The 15,423-nt window shown below is 65.8% G+C and carries 17 protein-coding genes; 7 read left to right on the top strand and 10 right to left on the bottom strand.

What is annotated here, in order from left to right:
* Positions 1-17: 17 nt before the first annotated feature.
* Positions 18-536 (top strand): HEAT repeat domain-containing protein, encoded by a 519-nt coding sequence (locus A3E1_RS0113650; protein ID WP_020521335.1) that lies wholly within the window; start codon positions 18-20, stop codon positions 534-536.
* A gap of 12 nt (positions 537-548) precedes the next feature.
* Positions 549-1,148 carry a hypothetical protein gene (locus tag A3E1_RS47075; protein ID WP_157631493.1) on the top strand — a complete coding sequence of 200 codons (600 nt, stop codon included), beginning with the start codon at positions 549-551 and terminating at the stop codon, positions 1,146-1,148.
* Here the strand turns inward: A3E1_RS47075 and A3E1_RS0113640 are convergent.
* Positions 1,083-2,036, bottom strand: a complete 954-nt coding sequence (locus A3E1_RS0113640; protein WP_020521333.1) for a LysR family transcriptional regulator — start codon at positions 2,034-2,036, stop codon at positions 1,083-1,085. The genes A3E1_RS47075 and A3E1_RS0113640 overlap by 66 nt on opposite strands.
* 94 nt (positions 2,037-2,130) lie before the next feature.
* Between A3E1_RS0113640 and A3E1_RS0113635 the strand changes: the two genes are divergently transcribed.
* Together A3E1_RS0113635 and A3E1_RS0113630 are read left to right on the top strand one after the other, a co-directional pair.
* A complete protein-coding gene (locus A3E1_RS0113635) occupies positions 2,131-3,423 on the top strand; it encodes an MFS transporter (RefSeq protein WP_020521332.1) in 1,293 nt (430 codons plus the stop codon).
* Positions 3,410-4,210: an alpha/beta fold hydrolase gene (locus A3E1_RS0113630; protein WP_020521331.1), complete on the top strand. Its 801-nt coding sequence runs from the start codon at positions 3,410-3,412 to the stop codon at positions 4,208-4,210. The genes A3E1_RS0113635 and A3E1_RS0113630 overlap by 14 nt, the downstream gene beginning before the upstream one ends.
* Positions 4,211-4,478: 268 nt before the next feature.
* On the opposite strand, the gene A3E1_RS47920 is transcribed toward A3E1_RS0113630, so the two are convergent.
* Positions 4,479-4,919 carry an aldo/keto reductase gene (locus A3E1_RS47920; RefSeq protein ID WP_020521329.1) on the bottom strand — a complete coding sequence of 147 codons (441 nt, stop codon included), beginning with the start codon at positions 4,917-4,919 and terminating at the stop codon, positions 4,479-4,481.
* Between the two features lie 6 nt (positions 4,920-4,925).
* Positions 4,926-5,516 (bottom strand): TetR/AcrR family transcriptional regulator, encoded by a 591-nt coding sequence (locus A3E1_RS40165; protein ID WP_020521328.1) that lies wholly within the window; start codon positions 5,514-5,516, stop codon positions 4,926-4,928.
* Positions 5,517-5,800: 284 nt separating this feature from the next.
* Between A3E1_RS40165 and A3E1_RS0113615 the strand changes: the two genes are divergently transcribed.
* Positions 5,801-7,165, top strand: a complete 1,365-nt coding sequence (locus A3E1_RS0113615) for an FAD-binding oxidoreductase (protein WP_020521327.1) — start codon at positions 5,801-5,803, stop codon at positions 7,163-7,165.
* 40 nt (positions 7,166-7,205) lie between these two features.
* Here the strand turns inward: A3E1_RS0113615 and A3E1_RS0113610 are convergent, their stop codons facing one another.
* Both A3E1_RS0113610 and A3E1_RS0113605 read right to left on the bottom strand, forming a co-directional pair.
* On the bottom strand, positions 7,206-8,237 hold the full coding sequence (locus A3E1_RS0113610; RefSeq protein ID WP_020521326.1) for an alpha-hydroxy acid oxidase: 1,032 nt from the start codon (positions 8,235-8,237) through the stop codon (positions 7,206-7,208).
* 15 nt (positions 8,238-8,252) lie between these two features.
* Complete coding sequence (locus A3E1_RS0113605) at positions 8,253-9,224, bottom strand: ArsR/SmtB family transcription factor (RefSeq protein ID WP_020521325.1); 972 nt, start codon at positions 9,222-9,224, stop codon at positions 8,253-8,255.
* Positions 9,225-9,270: 46 nt separating this feature from the next.
* On the opposite strand from A3E1_RS0113605, the gene A3E1_RS0113600 reads away from it, so the two are divergent.
* Positions 9,271-9,750, top strand: coding sequence for a DUF1579 domain-containing protein (locus A3E1_RS0113600; protein ID WP_157631492.1), 480 nt, complete (start codon positions 9,271-9,273; stop codon positions 9,748-9,750).
* Between the two features lie 63 nt (positions 9,751-9,813).
* Here the strand turns inward: A3E1_RS0113600 and A3E1_RS0113595 are convergent, their stop codons facing one another.
* Positions 9,814-10,377, bottom strand: a complete 564-nt coding sequence (locus A3E1_RS0113595; RefSeq protein WP_020521323.1) for an Asp23/Gls24 family envelope stress response protein — start codon at positions 10,375-10,377, stop codon at positions 9,814-9,816.
* A gap of 35 nt (positions 10,378-10,412) precedes the next feature.
* On the opposite strand from A3E1_RS0113595, the gene A3E1_RS0113590 reads away from it, so the two are divergent.
* Entirely contained in the window at positions 10,413-11,363 is a 951-nt protein-coding gene (locus A3E1_RS0113590) for a bifunctional helix-turn-helix transcriptional regulator/GNAT family N-acetyltransferase (protein ID WP_020521322.1), read from the top strand.
* On the opposite strand, the gene A3E1_RS40160 is transcribed toward A3E1_RS0113590, so the two are convergent.
* The 4 genes from A3E1_RS40160 to A3E1_RS0113570 are packed head-to-tail and all read right to left on the bottom strand — an operon-like array spanning position 11,341 to position 15,415.
* The gene (locus A3E1_RS40160) at positions 11,341-12,204 is read right to left on the bottom strand and encodes an alpha/beta hydrolase family protein (protein WP_020521321.1); all 864 of its coding nucleotides are present in this window, start codon (positions 12,202-12,204) and stop codon (positions 11,341-11,343) included. The genes A3E1_RS0113590 and A3E1_RS40160 overlap by 23 nt on opposite strands.
* A gap of 9 nt (positions 12,205-12,213) precedes the next feature.
* Positions 12,214-13,050 (bottom strand): nucleotidyltransferase family protein, encoded by an 837-nt coding sequence (locus tag A3E1_RS0113580; protein ID WP_020521320.1) that lies wholly within the window; start codon positions 13,048-13,050, stop codon positions 12,214-12,216.
* Positions 13,047-13,526 carry an NUDIX hydrolase gene (locus tag A3E1_RS40155; RefSeq protein ID WP_020521319.1) on the bottom strand — a complete coding sequence of 160 codons (480 nt, stop codon included), beginning with the start codon at positions 13,524-13,526 and terminating at the stop codon, positions 13,047-13,049. The genes A3E1_RS0113580 and A3E1_RS40155 overlap by 4 nt, the downstream gene beginning before the upstream one ends.
* Positions 13,527-13,555: 29 nt before the next feature.
* Complete coding sequence (locus A3E1_RS0113570; RefSeq protein WP_020521318.1) at positions 13,556-15,415, bottom strand: RelA/SpoT family protein; 1,860 nt, start codon at positions 15,413-15,415, stop codon at positions 13,556-13,558.
* Positions 15,416-15,423: the final 8 nt, after the last annotated feature.

Here is a 15,423-nt window from a genome sequence, read left to right as displayed (position 1 = left end):
GTGGGTAGGCTGCGCGCGTGAGTCCCAAGGAGCTGGTTAGGGCGGCGTGTGCCGAGCTCGGCGCCGATGTCGTGGTGCGCTGGTGCGTCACGGTGCTGTCGGGCGGCCCGTGGGAGGGTGAAGTCCTCGACTTCATCGGTGGTCCAGCCGCCAAGAACAAGGCCTGGCTTGCCAATCCCTCCAACCAATACTGGTGCCGGGTGTGGGCGGCCCGTGCTTTGCTTTACGTCTGGACGCCCAGTGTGGCGCCCACAGTTGTTGCCGCCCTTAACGATGAGGCCTGGCGGGTCCGCGAGATGGCGGCCAAAGTGGCCCGGCTCCGCGACCTCGGCGAGGCAGGCGACGTTCTGTCCACGTTGGTGGAAGACGAAACGCCCCGTGTCCGCGTGGCCGCCGTGCGCGCCCTCGCTCTCGTGGGCGAAGCCGAGCACGCTGAAGCGGTCACCGACGCCCAAGACGACCCCGACTCCGCGGTCCGCAACGCTGCCATCCTTGCCCTGCAACAGATGTCCGACCGCCTCGACCGCCCGCTTTAGACCCCGGTGCTCATGGACGACTTCGCCGAAGCCAAAGAGATTTACTTCCGCTGTGTGGGCTCACGCTTCTACATGAGCCGCAGCGGGGAAGACCAAGTTTTCGACAGCTATCAAGTTCCGGCCAACCTCGTAGAGGAATGGAAAGTAGAGCTGAAAGAAGCCATGCTCGCCAAGCTCCGCGAGCCTGGAAACCACATGGTGATCACCTACCTGGAACACCATGGAGACCTGGAACACCTGAAAGAACTGATCGCCGCGCCACCGTTGGGTGAGCTGCGCGAAAAATGCGCCTACCTGGAGGGCCTGCTTAGGTATGCGGATAGGTGCGTCTTCCGCGCCCATCCTGCGCAGCTGCTTTGGGCGGCACTGGATCACGTCATCGTTGAGGCGCGGAAACTACGTGGGGCGGTCAGTTCAGAGGACTCGATCGCCCGGGTCGCCGGAGTTCTCCAAGAAGCGCAGCAGCGGCTCGACGCATGCGTCAACGAGTCCGGAGAGCGGATCACGTTGTGGCGCTGGGGGGAGACAGACGCGGAAGGCGACGCCCTATCCCAGGTGAGTGCGGCGGGAGGCTTCGGGTTCGGGGAGCCAGGAGTTGTCGGGGATCGTTAGCCAGTCTTCGGTGGCGATGAGTTCGTCGACGGCGCCGTGCAGGGAGCGGAGTGCGGGAGTTTCCGTTGCGGGGCGCCAGATCATGGTCCACGGGAAGAGCGGGATGGGGTCGACCACGGGACGCATCACCGCTGCGGGCACGTCGGGCTGACTCGACATCGTGAGGATGGGGGCGTTGCGGTCGCGGATGTGCTGGGCGAGTTCGTCAGCACCCTGGACGTGCGGGTGACCGGATTCGGGGTCAGCGCCAAAGGGCGCCAGCAATTGGCGCATCGCGTGCGACCATGCGGGCGTGACATGGTTGCCCGCCCGGATGCAAAGTCCGGTGTCCCGCAACGATTCGAAGGGCACGGCGTCGAGTTGGGCCAGCTCGTGTTGTTGCGGCAGAAGCACTGTGAGCGGTTCGTAGCGGACGATCCGGTGCGGCAACTGGTCTGCCAGGTCGACGTGCCGTCCAAACGTGACGTCGATTTGATCTGCCAACAGCATCGGCATCGCCGCCTGAGCACCGGTCAGGAAACGCGCGAAGAACTCGATGTCAGGTGTGCGCTGGCGTGCCGTGGCGAGCACGAGGGCGGGCGTTAGCCCCGGGCCGACGACGTCGACGGTCAGGGCCGAGGGCTCGCCACGCACCTCGCGGACCGTTGTGGCGTATAGCGATAGGAGCTCTCGCGATCTCGTGAGCAGGGCCTGACCTGCTGCCGTGAGTTCGACTTGGCGGCTGGTGCGCTCGAAAAGGCGTACCCCGAAATGGTCTTCAAGGCGGCGGATGTCGCGGCTCAGGGATTGCTGGGTCACGAAGAGCCGCTGGGAAGCGCGCGTGAAGTGTAGCTCCTCAGCTACGGCGACAAAGTGCCGCAGCAGGCGGATCTCCAGATCGTCAGCCACGCGCTCCTTTCTACCCGATTAACACGCCAGATGTGTGGATCATGGTGGCATCAGTGTTGGATCTTGACGGTGCGTTCCGGTGACGATGAGAAACATGAACGCACGAACCGCGATCACCTTGAGCTACTTCTCCACCGGAGTCCTCAATGCCGTTTGGGGAGCGACACTGCCGTCGACCGACCTGCGCTTGGATCTGGGCGCGGGGCGGCTGGGCACGGTGCTCATCGCGCTGGCGGCGGGTGCTTTGCTGGCGATGCCGGTGGCGGGCTGGCTCGCCGAGCGGTGGACGGGACAGAACCTGCTGCGCGTCGCGGCACCAGGGGCGGCGCTGGCCCTGATCGGCCCGGCTCTGGCGTCGTCGTTCCCAGTGCTCATCGCGACGGTGGTCGCCCTGGGCATGCTGTTCGGCGCACTCAACGTCGGGCTGAGCGTCCAAGCCGTCGCCGTGGAACAGCAAGCGGGCCGTCCCATCATGGCCACCATGCACGGCACCTGGACCCTCGGCGCCGTTGCGGGCGGTGCCGCCGTCGCCCTCGGCCTATCCAGTGACGTGAACGGCCGGTCCCTCATGCTCACCGGCGCGATCGTCCTGACCCTTGCCGCCCTCGCCATCGGCCGACCACGGACCCTCACGGCGCTGCAAGGCGAACATGCAGGCGCCCTTCCCACTGCACCCTGGCGGAAAGCCGCTCGGCCGGGTGATGCACAAAGCTTGAGCGGGTCAGCTCGGCGCGGCAGCCTCGGCAAAGGCGAGCGTCCAAGCGCGACGGTGGTGGTGGCGCTGGGAGTGATGGGAGCGGCGGCGTTTATCACCGAAGGTGCCGCGACCGACTGGGCCGGTGTGCACGCGACCCGGGTGCTCAATGCGGAGCCTGCGACGGCTTCGCTGGTTTACACCGTCTTCTTCGTCGCGATGACGGCGGTCCGGTTCGCTGGCGATGCGTTGCGCTCCAGGCTGGGCGCGGCGGCGACCACGCAACTTGCTGGAAGTGTTGCTACCGCTGGGCTTGGCCTCGTGCTGTTAGCCGGAATCGTGCCCAGCGAAGCACAAGTCCCCCTTGCCATCGCGGGCTGGGCCTTGGCAGGCGTTGGCATGGCTGTCGTCTGGCCCGTGGTGACCAGTGCACTGGGGGCGGCTAACGGTGGGGGACGCAAGCTGTCCTTCGTCACGATGATCAGTTACGGCGGCGGGCTGCTTGGCCCGGCCCTGATCGGCTACGTCGCGGCGGCGGCCTCGCTTCCCGTCGCGCTCTTCATTCCTGCTGGCATGGCTTTGCTGGTCGCTGTCATGGCCAGGCCGGTGCTGGGCCAGCGGCCGAAACGTCCACAAAAGACACACGTCACGTTAGCTCTCAACCTTTCTGGAGGAACTCATGAACACGCTTAAAGTCACCGGCGCGACGCTGCACTACGAGTTGCGTGGGCACGGTCCGCTGGTCGTTCTCGTTGGGGCACCGATGGATGCGCGGTCGTTCGCCGCGCTGGCGGACCTGCTGGCAGCCGATTTCACTGTGCTGACAACGGATCCACGCGGCATCTACCGCAGCCCCATGGACAACCCCGAGGAGGATTCCACCCCGCAAGCCCGGGCTAGCGACCTGTCAGCCCTTCTGTCCCATGTGGACGCGGGACCGGCGATCGTCTTGGGATCCAGCGGCGGTGCGGTCACCGGTCTAGCACTGGCCGAACTTCAGCCACAGCAAGTCAAAGCGCTCATCGCCCACGAACCACCGGTGTTCGAACTGATGGACAATCCCGCCGAGTTATACGCCAGCACGGAGGACATCGTCAGCACCTACCTTGCGGGCGATCCTGTAGGCGCCTGGGCGAAAGTGATGGAGCAGGCCAACATTGACATGCCTGAGGGCGCGGCCGAGGTGGTGTTTGGCGGCGAGCGAGACGATCAGCAGGCAGCCGATGAGCGGCGCTGGTTCGCCCACGAGCTGCGGCACACTGTCCGCTGGCGGCCGGATCTGAGCAAGCTGGCCGAGGCACAGGTGATCGTCGGCGTGGGGGAAGAGTCGGAAGGTGAGCTCGCCTATCGCACGGCCACGGCACTCGCGACGGCACTCGGCACTGAACCGGTCGTGTTTCCGGGTGGGCACACCGGTTTCGCCGACGATCCGGAGCGGTTCGCCAAGCCGTTGCGGGAGATCCTGGACCGGCTGCGTTAGCCGTGCGCAGGGAGCAGGCCGGCCCGTTCGAGGGCCGGCCACAGCTCCGCCGGAATCGGATGGCTGAGAAGGGAAGCGGTGTCAGCGATTTCGCTGGGTGCGCGGGCACCCACGACAACCGCGCTGACGGCCGGATGACCAAACGGAAACTGGCGCGCGGCAGCCAGCAGCGGCACCCCAAAGCGTTCACAGACAGGGAAACCGCACGGATAACTCCTGCGGCGCGCATATCCGCCAACGCTTGGTACGCCTCGCGAAGCGCCACCGGCTAGTCCTGCTCTGGAGCGTGGATGTGCAGGATGTCGATGCGGTCCAAACCAAGGCGTTGCAAGCTCTGCTCGACTGAAGCCACCACACCGCGGTAGCTGTAATCGAGGCGGGGCCCGCCGCCGGGTGGCGGATCGGCCCAGATCGGCTGAGTGTCCATCCCGCCCGGCTCGGTGAGGCGGCCAACCTTGGTGCATAAGACAAATTCCTCGCGCGGCAAGTGCCGAAGCGCGTCTCCGGCGCGGGTCTCCGAACGCCCGTAGCCATAAACCGGCGCGGTGTCGAACAGCCGGATCCCGCTAGCCCAACCGCTTTCGATGGTGCTGTGCGCTTGCGCTTCGCTGACAGGCTCGAACAATCCGCCAATGGACGCCAGGCCTAGCCCGAGCCGCGTGACCTCGATCCCGCTGCGGCCGAGGGGCACTAAGTCGCCTGCGTGCACGGCGGCCTAACCGCCAGCCGGGTCCAGGCCGGCCATCGCGTTGGCCACGAACGCTGAAGCGTCAGCGGGCTTGAGCTCGTCTGTGCCAAGCAGCAGACGGTAGTAGACGGGCGCGTAGATGAGCTCAACCATCTCGCGCAACGGCATCACCGGGCGCAACTGGCCAGCCTCAACAGCTTTGGCGAGCCGGATGACACACATGTCGGTGCGTGGCTCGACGATGGTGTCGCGAATGGCGGCCTGGATCGTGGGATCGCTTTGTGCCTCAGCGATCGTGCCCCGCAGCACCGCGCCGATGTTGCCGTTGAGCAGGCCGATGACACCTGCCATCTGTGCGACGAGGTCTTTGGTGATGTCTCCGGTGTCGGGGAAGTCCGTGGCTTCCCCAACGTAATCATTGATCGCCTCTAGCGCGAGCACCGCCTTGGAGGGCCACCAGCGGTAGATCGTCTGTTTGCCAACGCCTGCCGCGGCGGCGATGCGCTCGATGGTGACTTTCCCATAGCCCATCGTGCTGGTCAGCTCGATCGTCGCGTCGAGAATCGCCCGGCGGGAGTTCTCGTTGCGCCGGTCTGGATTGGGAGAGGCTGGTGTCACGGGCCAACTCTATCAGATCACAAGACGAAACGTCTCGTCTTGACAGCCTCCTTCGTGCGTGCCTACTCTCGGTGCGGCAACGAGACGTCTCGTCTCGTCGTAGGTCACCGATGAGTCCAGATAGGACCGCGTCACTGGCGTGACGCGAGTCTCAACAGTCGTGAGATTCCGTTTCGTAGCAAGGAATTCGTTAGCGGCAGGGCGTCGTCAGCAACGACGGAATCCCGCTATTCCGCGTAAAGGTCAGCAGGCCGTCGTACCGGGATGGTCGAATGGGAGGCATTATGAGTAGTTTTTCGCTAGAGACACTCCGTGACCTGGTACAAGGCCGGGTAATCACACCGCAAGACAAGGACTACGACGAAGCCCGGACCATCGTGGCCGGGGGATATGACAAGCGTCCGAAGGCCATCGTCAAGGTCGCCGACGCTCAGGATGTTTCGGCGGTCGTCGGGTTCGCCCGCGACAACGGCCAGGAATTGGCGATCCGCGGCGGTGGGCACAGCGGCGCCGGGCACAGTGCGTCCGAGGGCGGCATCGTCCTCGACGTCCGGGAGCTCAAGTCGCTGGAAATCGACGCGCAGGAGCGCACGGCCTGGGCCGGCGCCGGCATCACCGCAGGCGAATACACAACGGCCGCAGGCGAGCACGGTCTGGTGACCGGCTTTGGCGACACGGGTTCCGTTGGCCTGCCAGGAATCACGCTGGCCGGAGGAATTGGTTTCCTCGTGCGCAAGCACGGCCTAGCTATCGACAACCTGCTCGCCGCAGAGATTGTCACTGCGAATGGCGAGCTGCTGCAGATTGACGAACAGTCTCATCCCGACCTGTTCTGGGCGATCCGCGGAGGCGGCGGCAACTTCGGCGTGATCACGCGCCTGAAGTTCCGGTTGCACGAGCTGCCCGAAATCGTGGGCGGCATGCTGATGTTGCCGGTTTCCGCCGACGTCATCGAAAATTTCGTCGCCCTCGCCGAGGCGGCACCAGAGGAACTGTCCGGCATCACGATGGTGATGACCGCGCCACCGATGCCGTTCATTCCAGCGGAGTGGCACGGCCGCCTGGTGATGATGGCGCTGCTGGCTTACGCCGGCCCGGCCGAAGACGGACAGCGCGTCATCGCGCCGTTCCGTGCGCTCGCCACGCCGATCCTCGACATGGTGCAGGCACAGCCTTATGCGGCGTTGTTCCCGCCGGAGGACACGTCCTATCACCCGACCGCCGCGGCGCAGACGATGTTCATCGACTCCGTCGGGGCCGCCGAAGCGGCGACCATCATTAAGTACCTGGAAGAATCCGACGCCCAGATGCGCGCGGCTCAGCTGCGGGTGCTTGGGGGAGCGATGGCACGCGTGCCAGCCGACGCCACCGCGTTCGCTCATCGCCAGAGCAAGATCATGGTGAATGTGGCCGCGTTCTACAACGGCGAAGCCGACAAGCCGGCCAAGGAAGCGTGGGTGACTGCCTTCGCGAATGCCTTGCGGCAGAACGACTCTGGCGCCTACTCGGGCTTCCTCGGCGACGAGGGTCCAGAGCGGGTGCGCAACGCTTACCCGGGGTCCACTTGGGACAGACTCGCCGCGGTCAAGGCGCAATATGACCCGGAGAACTTGTTCCGCCTCAACCAGAACGTTCCGCCAGCCAAATAGCAGTGAAGTGCGGTCCCGCTCGACGAGCGGGACCGCGCTGCTAGGGCCGGGTCACGAGATCTGGCGTGATGTCAGCGATAGTGGCCATGCCGGACAGTTTCATCGTCAAGGCGAGCTCGGCGGTGAGGTCAGCGAGCAAGCGCTCGACGCCCGGCTCGCCTTCGGCGGCAAGAGCCCACAACACAGGGCGGCCAACGAACACGGCACGGGCGCCCAAAGCGAGCGCCATCATGACGTGCTCGCCGCGGCGGATGCCACCGTCCACATAGACCTCCGCGCCCGTGCCGGCCAAAGCTTCGGCGATCTCAGGCAGCGCATGAGCGGTGTGCACGGCTAGGTCTAGCTGGCGGCCGCCGTGGTTTGACACCTGGATCGCGTTGGCCCCGGCCTGAACGCACGCGAGGGCGTCGTCGGCGCGCAGAACGCCTTTGATGACCACGGGAAGCCCGGTCACCTCGCGCAGCCAGCCGATATCAGCGAAGGTCAGATCGTCGGCTTTGACGTAGGCCTCGTCCGGCAACGAGGGGTCGAAGTTCACGAGCAGGTGTTCGCTCGGAACGATGTCCCACACGGCTTTTCCGGCGTTGTATTTCGTGCCCGGGAGCGGGGTGTCGACGGTCAGCACGACAGCGGTGGCACCACAGTCACGGGCCTGGCGCAGCATCTCAGCCGACAGCCCGCGGTCGCGGAACACGTAGGCCTGCACCCACCACGGAACACCAAGGGCGCCAAGGACTTCGAACCTCGTACCAGAGTTGGAAGTGATGCAGGCCAAGGAGCCGGCCCTGGCGGCAGCGCGGGTGGTGGCGGCTTCGCCGGCATCGTCGGCCTGGCGCTGCAAAGTGGACGGTGCGATGAGCACGGGTGTCGCGAGTTCGTGCCCGAGCACGGAGGTCGCGGTTGAGATCTCGCGGACGTTGCGCATCACTCGCGGGCGCAGCCGGTAGGTTTCCCAGCTGTCAGGCGCTTCGCGGGCGGTCACTCCGGCTGTCGCGCCCTGGGCGTAGTACTCGGCAACGGGGGCTGGCAGGTTCTGCGCGGCCCGCTGTGGCAAGGAATCGATCCACCGCATGTATGCATGATTGCGTCAGTGCGCGGCGTTGAGAAGGCTAGTGGCGAGATCCGTGCGCTGGTGCAGGACCCACCGGCCGTCGCGGCGGGAGGTGACGAGCTGGCACCGGCGCAGGATGGCCAGGTGCTGGCTGACAGCTGGCGCGGTCATGTCCAAGTACGAAGCTAGCTGGCTGGTCGATAACGGCAGATCAAGGTGGGCGAGCAGGCTGGCGCGGTTGCGGCCCAGGAGCTCGCCGAGCGGCTGGGCAGGCCCCTGCTCGGTGCTGGCCCACACGTGCCCGATGCCTCGTGGCGCGTAGGCCAGGGACGGCTGATAAGGCGGGTTGTAGCTGACGCACAGCCGGGGCCAGGCGAAAACCGTTGGCAGCAAAAGAAGCCCGTCTCCGGCGGGCCGCACGGCGTGGTGATGCGATTTGTGAACGAGGAGCCGGTCTCCCGTGAACTCGACTTCCGGGTGGAGGTTCTCAAACACCCGCATGAACCCGCCCGCGACGAGATGACTCATCCGGTACCCGATATCGGCCTGATGCACAGCACTGAGGCGGGGCCAGACGGGCTCGATCGCGGCCCGCCAGTAGGCGCGCAAGGTGTCGGTCAGGGTGCCCAGTGCCGCTGACGGGTTCTCGTAAAGCGGCCGCAGCACGGGTGGGAGCGGACCGCCGTCGCGCACTTCGTCGATGCCGCTACGGATCGCCTCATCGGGCTGCGCCCGGACCCACTCCAGCTCGACGTCGAAGCCGCAAGGCACGAGATCTATTGGCGGGGCAAGGAAGTCGGCCATGAACCGGCTGCCGCAAGTGAGCGCGGTCAGCGTCGCCATGTCGATCCCGCGCACTCTCGGGCTGGTCGCGGTGATCCACGACCGGTGCATAGCACCGGCCCGCAGGCCCGTGAGCACGTCGAGGCTGTTGACCAACTCCTCTAGATGGGAGCCGGCGAACCGGATCCGGGCGAGGTCGGCCGAGCCGAGCATCAGCTCAATCACGCTCGAACGGTAGCGCGAATTAAGCTGTGCCGAAATCGTGGTGCGGGTGACCTGGCTATCGGACGATTCTCCGGTGCGTGAAGATTTCGCTTTCTCAGTAGGTAAATCCGAGGTCCTCAACCGGCGGCCGGCGCGTGACGGTGGGTGGGAAGAGTTCGCCGCGGTTCAGATGGTCACGAGCCATCTCGGCGGCAAGGTTCTCATCGAGGAAATTGAGTTTCTGCTTCCCTCGGGCGATCGCCCCAAGGGAGTTGCCGTGTTCGCTCATGATGACGAGACAAATGAATGGTCCTACGTCTGGCTCAATGAGCGGGCGGCGCCCGATTTCCGGCCGATGAAGGGACGCCTGGCCGACGGTGTGATCGAGATGTTCGGCGAAGACGAAGACGAGCAGGGAAACCGGCAGCTGCTGCGGTTTCGCTGGACGGACATCACCGAAACGTCTGCCCGCTGGGAGCAGGCGGTTTCGGCCGACGGCGCGACGTGGGAAGCCAACTGGACCCAGGAGATCCAGCAATCCGGCTAGCCGATAGGTCCCGGCTCAGGGCAGCACGGGGGTGCCCTGGGCCAGGACCTTCAAGGCGGACTACTACGGCGTGAGCGCACCGGAGTCGGCCACGTGCACGTCGTCTACGCGGATGTTGACCGCGGTGACTTCCAGGCCCAGCATCGTCTCGACCGAGCTAATGACCTTGGTGCGGACCGCGTCGGTCACGGTGTGCACGACGTAGCCGAACTCGATGACGATCGTCATGTCGACGATGGCGTTGGTGCCTTCGAGGCGCACGCGGACGCCGCGGTCGGAGTCTTCACCCGTTCCTTCGGCGGACAGGCCGATGCGTTCTTTCAGTGAAGCGAAAACGCGGGCGGCGTCGCCGCCGAGGTCGTAGACGCCCTGAACTTCCCGGGCGGCGATGCCAGCGATCTTGCCGACAACCTCATCGGCGATCGTCGTGGTGCCCCGGTCCCCGTCGAGCTCGGCACTATTGCGCAGCTTTCCCACCAGCGATGTAACGGCTTCGCCGACACGTTCGGCCGCTTCGCGCCCGCGTTCCAGAGCCGCGTGCACATTGTCGTTAGCGGACACATTGGTCTGTTCCAGCGCCGGTTCGCTCCCACCGGGCTGTTCCGGCACAAGGGGTGTTGTGGTCATGGCGCAGACAGTACCCTCTGTCCTATTCTTTGACTGTGTCAAACAATGCGGTGGTGAGCGCGGGCGACGTCGCGGCGGTCCGCCGGTTCAACCGGTTCTACACCAGGACGATCGGTGTTCTCGGCGATGGCATTCAGCGGTCGCCCTATTCGCTGACCGAGTGCCGCGTGCTCTTCGAGCTGGCCCAAGCGGAGCAGACCGAGACCCTGGCCCTGCGCACAGCGCTCGGCCTCGACCCGGGCTACCTCAGCCGCATCCTGAGCCGGTTCGACTCTGACGGGATGGTCCAGCTTGGACGGTCAAGTGCGGACAACCGCAAACAGACCGTCTCGCTGACCGCCCAGGGGCGCAAGGTCTTCGCGACCCTCGACCAGCACGCGATCGAAGACATGACCGCGTTGCTGCAACGCCTCGACACCGTCGGCCAGCAGGACTTGCTGGCGGCCATGGCACTGATCGAAAGACTATGGGCGCCTTCGGTTCCAGCCGACGTCACGCTGCGCGCACCCAAGCCGGGGGAGCTGGGCTGGGTCGTCGCCCGCCACGGGGCAATCTACGCCAGCGAATACGGCTACACCGACGAATTCGAGGCATTGGTCTCGGGGATCGTCGCCGACTACGTGAAGCACCGCGACCCGCGCTATGACCGGGCCTGGATCGCCGACGTCAAAGGCACACCCGCTGGCTGCGTGTTCTGTGTGCGCAAGGACGACAGCACGGCCCAGTTGCGGCTGCTGCTCGTGGAACCCTGGGCTCGCGGGCTCGGGATCGGCGCCAAGCTCGTCGACGCCTGCGTGGAGTTCGCACGGCTCACTGGGTACCCCCAAATGGTGTTGTGGACCAACGCGGACCTCGACGGAGCACGGCGCCTCTACGCGCGGGCCGGATTTGAAAAGGCAGACGAGGAACACACCGTGCAGTTCGGTGGCCCGCAAGTCTTCGAGAACTGGCGACTCAACCTCGCTAACGCGGCATCCAGTCTCTAAGCAGAGCCGTAATAGCCCGGCCGGCTTTTACCCATTTGAAGTGGTCAAGCGGGATGCCAGCGTCCGCTGTAGACACGTGTGCCCGGGTTACCTTCGCCGACGTGAGCTTGCCCACGGTGAAGTCCATCGTGGGCGCCGGGGTGTACTGATCGTCGTCCACGGAGATCGCGAGCACCGGAAGCGTGATGTCGGCGAGCCGTTCCTCGACGCGCAGGTGTGGCGGGAACAGGCCGTGGCGGCCGGTGTATGCCCAGTCCTGCATGACGCCGCGGGCTTGACGGCCGCCGAAACCCCAGCCGGGCCAGACGCGCAGGGCGGACGAGACGGTGCTGATGCCTTGCACGACGCCATACACACCAAGGCGCTGACGGCCATAGGTGCGCCAGTAGGGCAGGCCGACCGCGATGAGCACGAGACCGTCAACGGACTCTGGGTGCCGGGCCACGTGCATGATGCACGCCTGCCCGCCCAGGGAGTGTCCCATGAGGATGGTACGGCGGCCTTCTCGTTGCGGCGCAAGGGTTTCCAGCACCGCACCCACATCGGCGGCCAGGTCGTCGTAACCGTAACGGCTTCGGGTGCTGGGCTTTGGCGTGCTGTTGCCGGTGCCGCGAAGGTCAGCGATCGCGACGGCCATGCCAGCCTCGTTGAGCGACACCGCGAAACGTTCGTAGTAGCTGGCCGGGACACCCATCGCGGGGAAGATCACCGCAAGCGTGCGGGAACTGACAAGGTCATAGAGGCGAACGGTTAGGCGGTCAGTTCCTCGGTCCACGATCGCCTCGACGGGCGGCCTGGCGCCGGCGGAATCAGCTTCTCGTGCGTGAGGTCGCTGTTGCATGCCGCGATATTACGCGGGAGTAACCTTCACTGTCAGGTCGCGCCCCACCCGTACGGCATCGGTCAGCACCTCGTCGGCGTCGACGTGTGCGCCAGGCCACAGCACGCAGCGCCGGACCACGCCATACATCGCGCTGCCCGCCCCGATGACACTGGACAGAACCGCGCCGGTCACCACAGCGTCCTCGGCGATGAGGTTCTCGCCGTTAGCCGCGTGCAGGTTGGCGGCGAGATAGTCGGCCGGGGTGCCGCAGTCGATGTAGGTCCCGTTGAGCGGAAAGGACTCCAGCCGTTGCTCGCGCTCGGCAGGGCGCCAGGTCGTGAGCACGAGATGCGAGTATTCGGGCTTCAAGACCGCTGCTTCCGGGGCCGGAAGTAACGACGCCCCGGCGAACGCGAGCCCGCCAAAAGGCGGGTGGCCGTCGTCGGCGACGTGCCCCGACAGCCGGACGGTCCGTCCGTCCCAGTCGTCGAGCAGGTCGCGCAAATCTCCCGCGGGAGCGTCCACATAGGCATCGGCGTTGACGACGAGGACCGCCCGCCCATCGATCCAGCTGTGCAGCTTGCCCACGGCTCCCGCCGATCCCAAAGGTTCGCCGTCTTCAATGGACAAATGCGCGCGGGTACCAACGTGGCTCGCGATCATGTCAGCGAAGTGATGCGCGTTGACCGCCACCCTTCCCGGCCCGGTAAGGCCCGCCGCCGCGAGACGGTGCAGGGCCCGGTCGAGAAGCGGCACATTGCCCACGGGCACAAGCGCTTTCGGCCGCAAACTGGTCAGCGGCCGCAACCGGGTGCCCAGCCCAGCGGCCAGCACCACCGCGCAAACATCATCCGGCGCCGTCATGATTGAGATCGTATGCCGTAATGCTCCAGTAAACGGGCAGTCGCGACGGTCAGCCGGGGGAGGCTGCCGATGGGGTGCCAGGCGGCTTCCCAGACCTCAGCCCCGTCCACGGAAAGCGCCGTAGTGGAGGCCGGAACCCGTGCCGTGAACACCATGTCCACCCAGCGGCCCTTGGTGTGCACCACCGCGTTAGGAACAGCCGGCGTGAGCTGATCCAAAGTGAACTCGATGCCGGTTTCCTCAGCCGCCTCACGGCAAGCCGCCTGTATCGGAGTTTCGCCCCGGTCGAGCAATCCGGCCGGCAGCGTCCAGCCGCGCCCTGGTGGCTGGCGCAACAACAGCAGATGATCCGGCTTCTCCGTGTCATAGATGAGCACCACGGAACCGAGGATGTATTTCGGGCTGATGGTCTTGACCAGCCGGGAACGCCACTTCGGCGGAATCCGGTAGAAGATCCCGTACGCCATCGAGAGCATGCGCCGGCGCAGCGGCGAGCGGGACCTGATCACCCAGTCAGGCTAGACGATTCGGTCGGTGACTGCTGCGGCTGCACCGGTATGCCACGCTGGCCGGCACTGGCGTCGACGCTGGCGATCAGCTGGTCGACGATGACGTCGGCGCGCACGCGGTGCTCGGCTATCGCGATCAGCAGCGTGTCCAAATCGGGGTATCCCAGCTCCTGAGCGAGGTCCACCAACCGCTGCTCACTGGACAGGGCGCGGTCACGGCGGCGCAGGGCCAAGCCGATCGCCGCGCGGCCGATCTGGAGCCGGTCACTGACCGTCCCGGCCGGAGCCTCGGGCTCGCTGAACCGGCGGCTCAGGCGCAGCCTTGCGTTGGGTGACTTGACGAAATCCAGCCATTCGGGGCGGGGGCCGGGGTGATTCTTGTCCCGGCTGACCAGAATGTCGACGACATCGCCATCCGTGAGCTCGGCGTTGAGCGGTGTCAGCACACCGTTGACCGTCGCTGCCACGCACCGGTCACCTATGCGGAAACTGAGCTCATAAGCGACATCGACCGGGGTTGCCCCGGCCGGAAGAAGCATTCGTGTGCCGTGCCCAAACACCTGGATCTGCTGTTCGGCCAGGTCACAGCGAAGCGTTTGGACAAACTGGACGGCGTCGGGGGCTGCCGCCTCCAGTTCCAGAGCGCGCCGCAGCCAGGCCATCTGGTCCTGCTTGGGCGCCGCCGCGGGGACCTTCTTGCCGAAGCGGGGCGGGCGCACCGGATAGCGATAAGGGGCGACGACCCCATATTCCACGGCCTTGTGCATTTGATCCGTGCGGATCAGCACCTCGACCATCTGGTCGTCCGGCCCGAGCACGGTCGTGTGCAGCGAACGGTAGAGGTTGTTCTTCGGCGCGGCGATGTAGTCCTTGAACCGTCCCGGGATCGGCAGCCAGCGCTGGTGCATCACGCCTAGCGCGGCATAACAGTCGGCCTCGTCGCCGTCGAGGATCACCACGACGCGCGGAAGGTTGATGGGCGAAGGACTTCCCGCCGCCTTGGTGTCTTTCCAGATCGTGTAGTAGTGCCGGGGGCGTGGAATCAGGTGCCCGTCAAGCTTTTCGCGCTTGAGAGCGTCATTGCCGGCCCCGACGAACCGCTCGACGTATTCGTTCCAATGTGGACGCTCCCGCGTGACCATCTCATCGATGAGCTGATAGGCCTCAGGATCGACGTAACGCAGCACGACGTCTTCGAACGGGCCCTTGAGCGCCTGGATGCCAAGCCGGTCGCACAAGGGGACGAGCACTTCACGGGTCGCCGAGGCGATGCGAGCCCGCGAAGCGGGCGAGCGGGCGTCAAGCGTTTCCATGTTGTGCAAGCGATCGGCGATCTTGATGACGAGCACGCGGATGTCTTTGCCCGCCGAGACGATCATCTTGCGGATCGTTTCGGCCTCGGCCTGAGCGAAGTGCGCCTTGTCGAACTTGGTCACGCCGTTGACGAGCAGGGCCACCTCGGCGCCGAAGTCGGCGCGCAACTGGGGCAGCGTGTAGTCGGTGTCTTCGACCGTGTCATGCAGCAGCGCCGCGGCGAGCGTGACCGTGTCCATGCCGAGGACGGCCAGAATGTGGGCCACTTCCAGCGGGTGCGTGATGTAGGGCTCGCCACTCTTGCGCTTCTGATCGCGGTGAGCGCGCTCGGCGACCGAGTAGGAACGGCGGAGCAAATTGACATCGGCGTCCGGATGGACGCCGCGATGGGTGCGAATGAGGCGCTGGACCGGGTCTACTTGGGGCACAGAGCGGTCGCGGGACGCGGGCCAGCTCAGCATCGCACGCAACCGGGCGGCCAGAAGGCTCTCCCCGATGCGTCCTAGGGGGGTCCCCGGGCTCGCGCCGGCATCGACATCCATTCAGGACA

Source organism: Catelliglobosispora koreensis DSM 44566, from assembly GCF_000379685.1.
GTDB lineage: Bacteria > Actinomycetota > Actinomycetes > Mycobacteriales > Micromonosporaceae > Catelliglobosispora > Catelliglobosispora koreensis.
This window is presented reverse-complemented; position numbering and strand designations above follow the sequence as displayed.

What these genes read in the sequence shown, in the direction of transcription:
- A3E1_RS0113595 (WP_020521323.1), bottom strand. Translation starts at nt 10,377, where the DNA reads ATGACCACAACACCCCTTGTGCCGGAACAGCCCGGTGGGAGCGAACCG.
- A3E1_RS0113630 (WP_020521331.1), top strand. Translation starts at nt 3,410, where the DNA reads ATGAACACGCTTAAAGTCACCGGCGCGACGCTGCACTACGAGTTGCGT.
- A3E1_RS0113615 (WP_020521327.1), top strand. Translation starts at nt 5,801, where the DNA reads ATGAGTAGTTTTTCGCTAGAGACACTCCGTGACCTGGTACAAGGCCGG.
- A3E1_RS40160 (WP_020521321.1), bottom strand. Translation starts at nt 12,204, where the DNA reads ATGCAACAGCGACCTCACGCACGAGAAGCTGATTCCGCCGGCGCCAGG.
- A3E1_RS40155 (WP_020521319.1), bottom strand. Translation starts at nt 13,526, where the DNA reads ATGCTCTCGATGGCGTACGGGATCTTCTACCGGATTCCGCCGAAGTGG.
- A3E1_RS47075 (WP_157631493.1), top strand. Translation starts at nt 549, where the DNA reads ATGGACGACTTCGCCGAAGCCAAAGAGATTTACTTCCGCTGTGTGGGC.
- A3E1_RS0113570 (WP_020521318.1), bottom strand. Translation starts at nt 15,415, where the DNA reads ATGGATGTCGATGCCGGCGCGAGCCCGGGGACCCCCCTAGGACGCATC.
- A3E1_RS0113610 (WP_020521326.1), bottom strand. Translation starts at nt 8,237, where the DNA reads ATGCGGTGGATCGATTCCTTGCCACAGCGGGCCGCGCAGAACCTGCCA.
- A3E1_RS0113635 (WP_020521332.1), top strand. Translation starts at nt 2,131, where the DNA reads ATGAACGCACGAACCGCGATCACCTTGAGCTACTTCTCCACCGGAGTC.
- A3E1_RS0113580 (WP_020521320.1), bottom strand. Translation starts at nt 13,050, where the DNA reads ATGACGGCGCCGGATGATGTTTGCGCGGTGGTGCTGGCCGCTGGGCTG.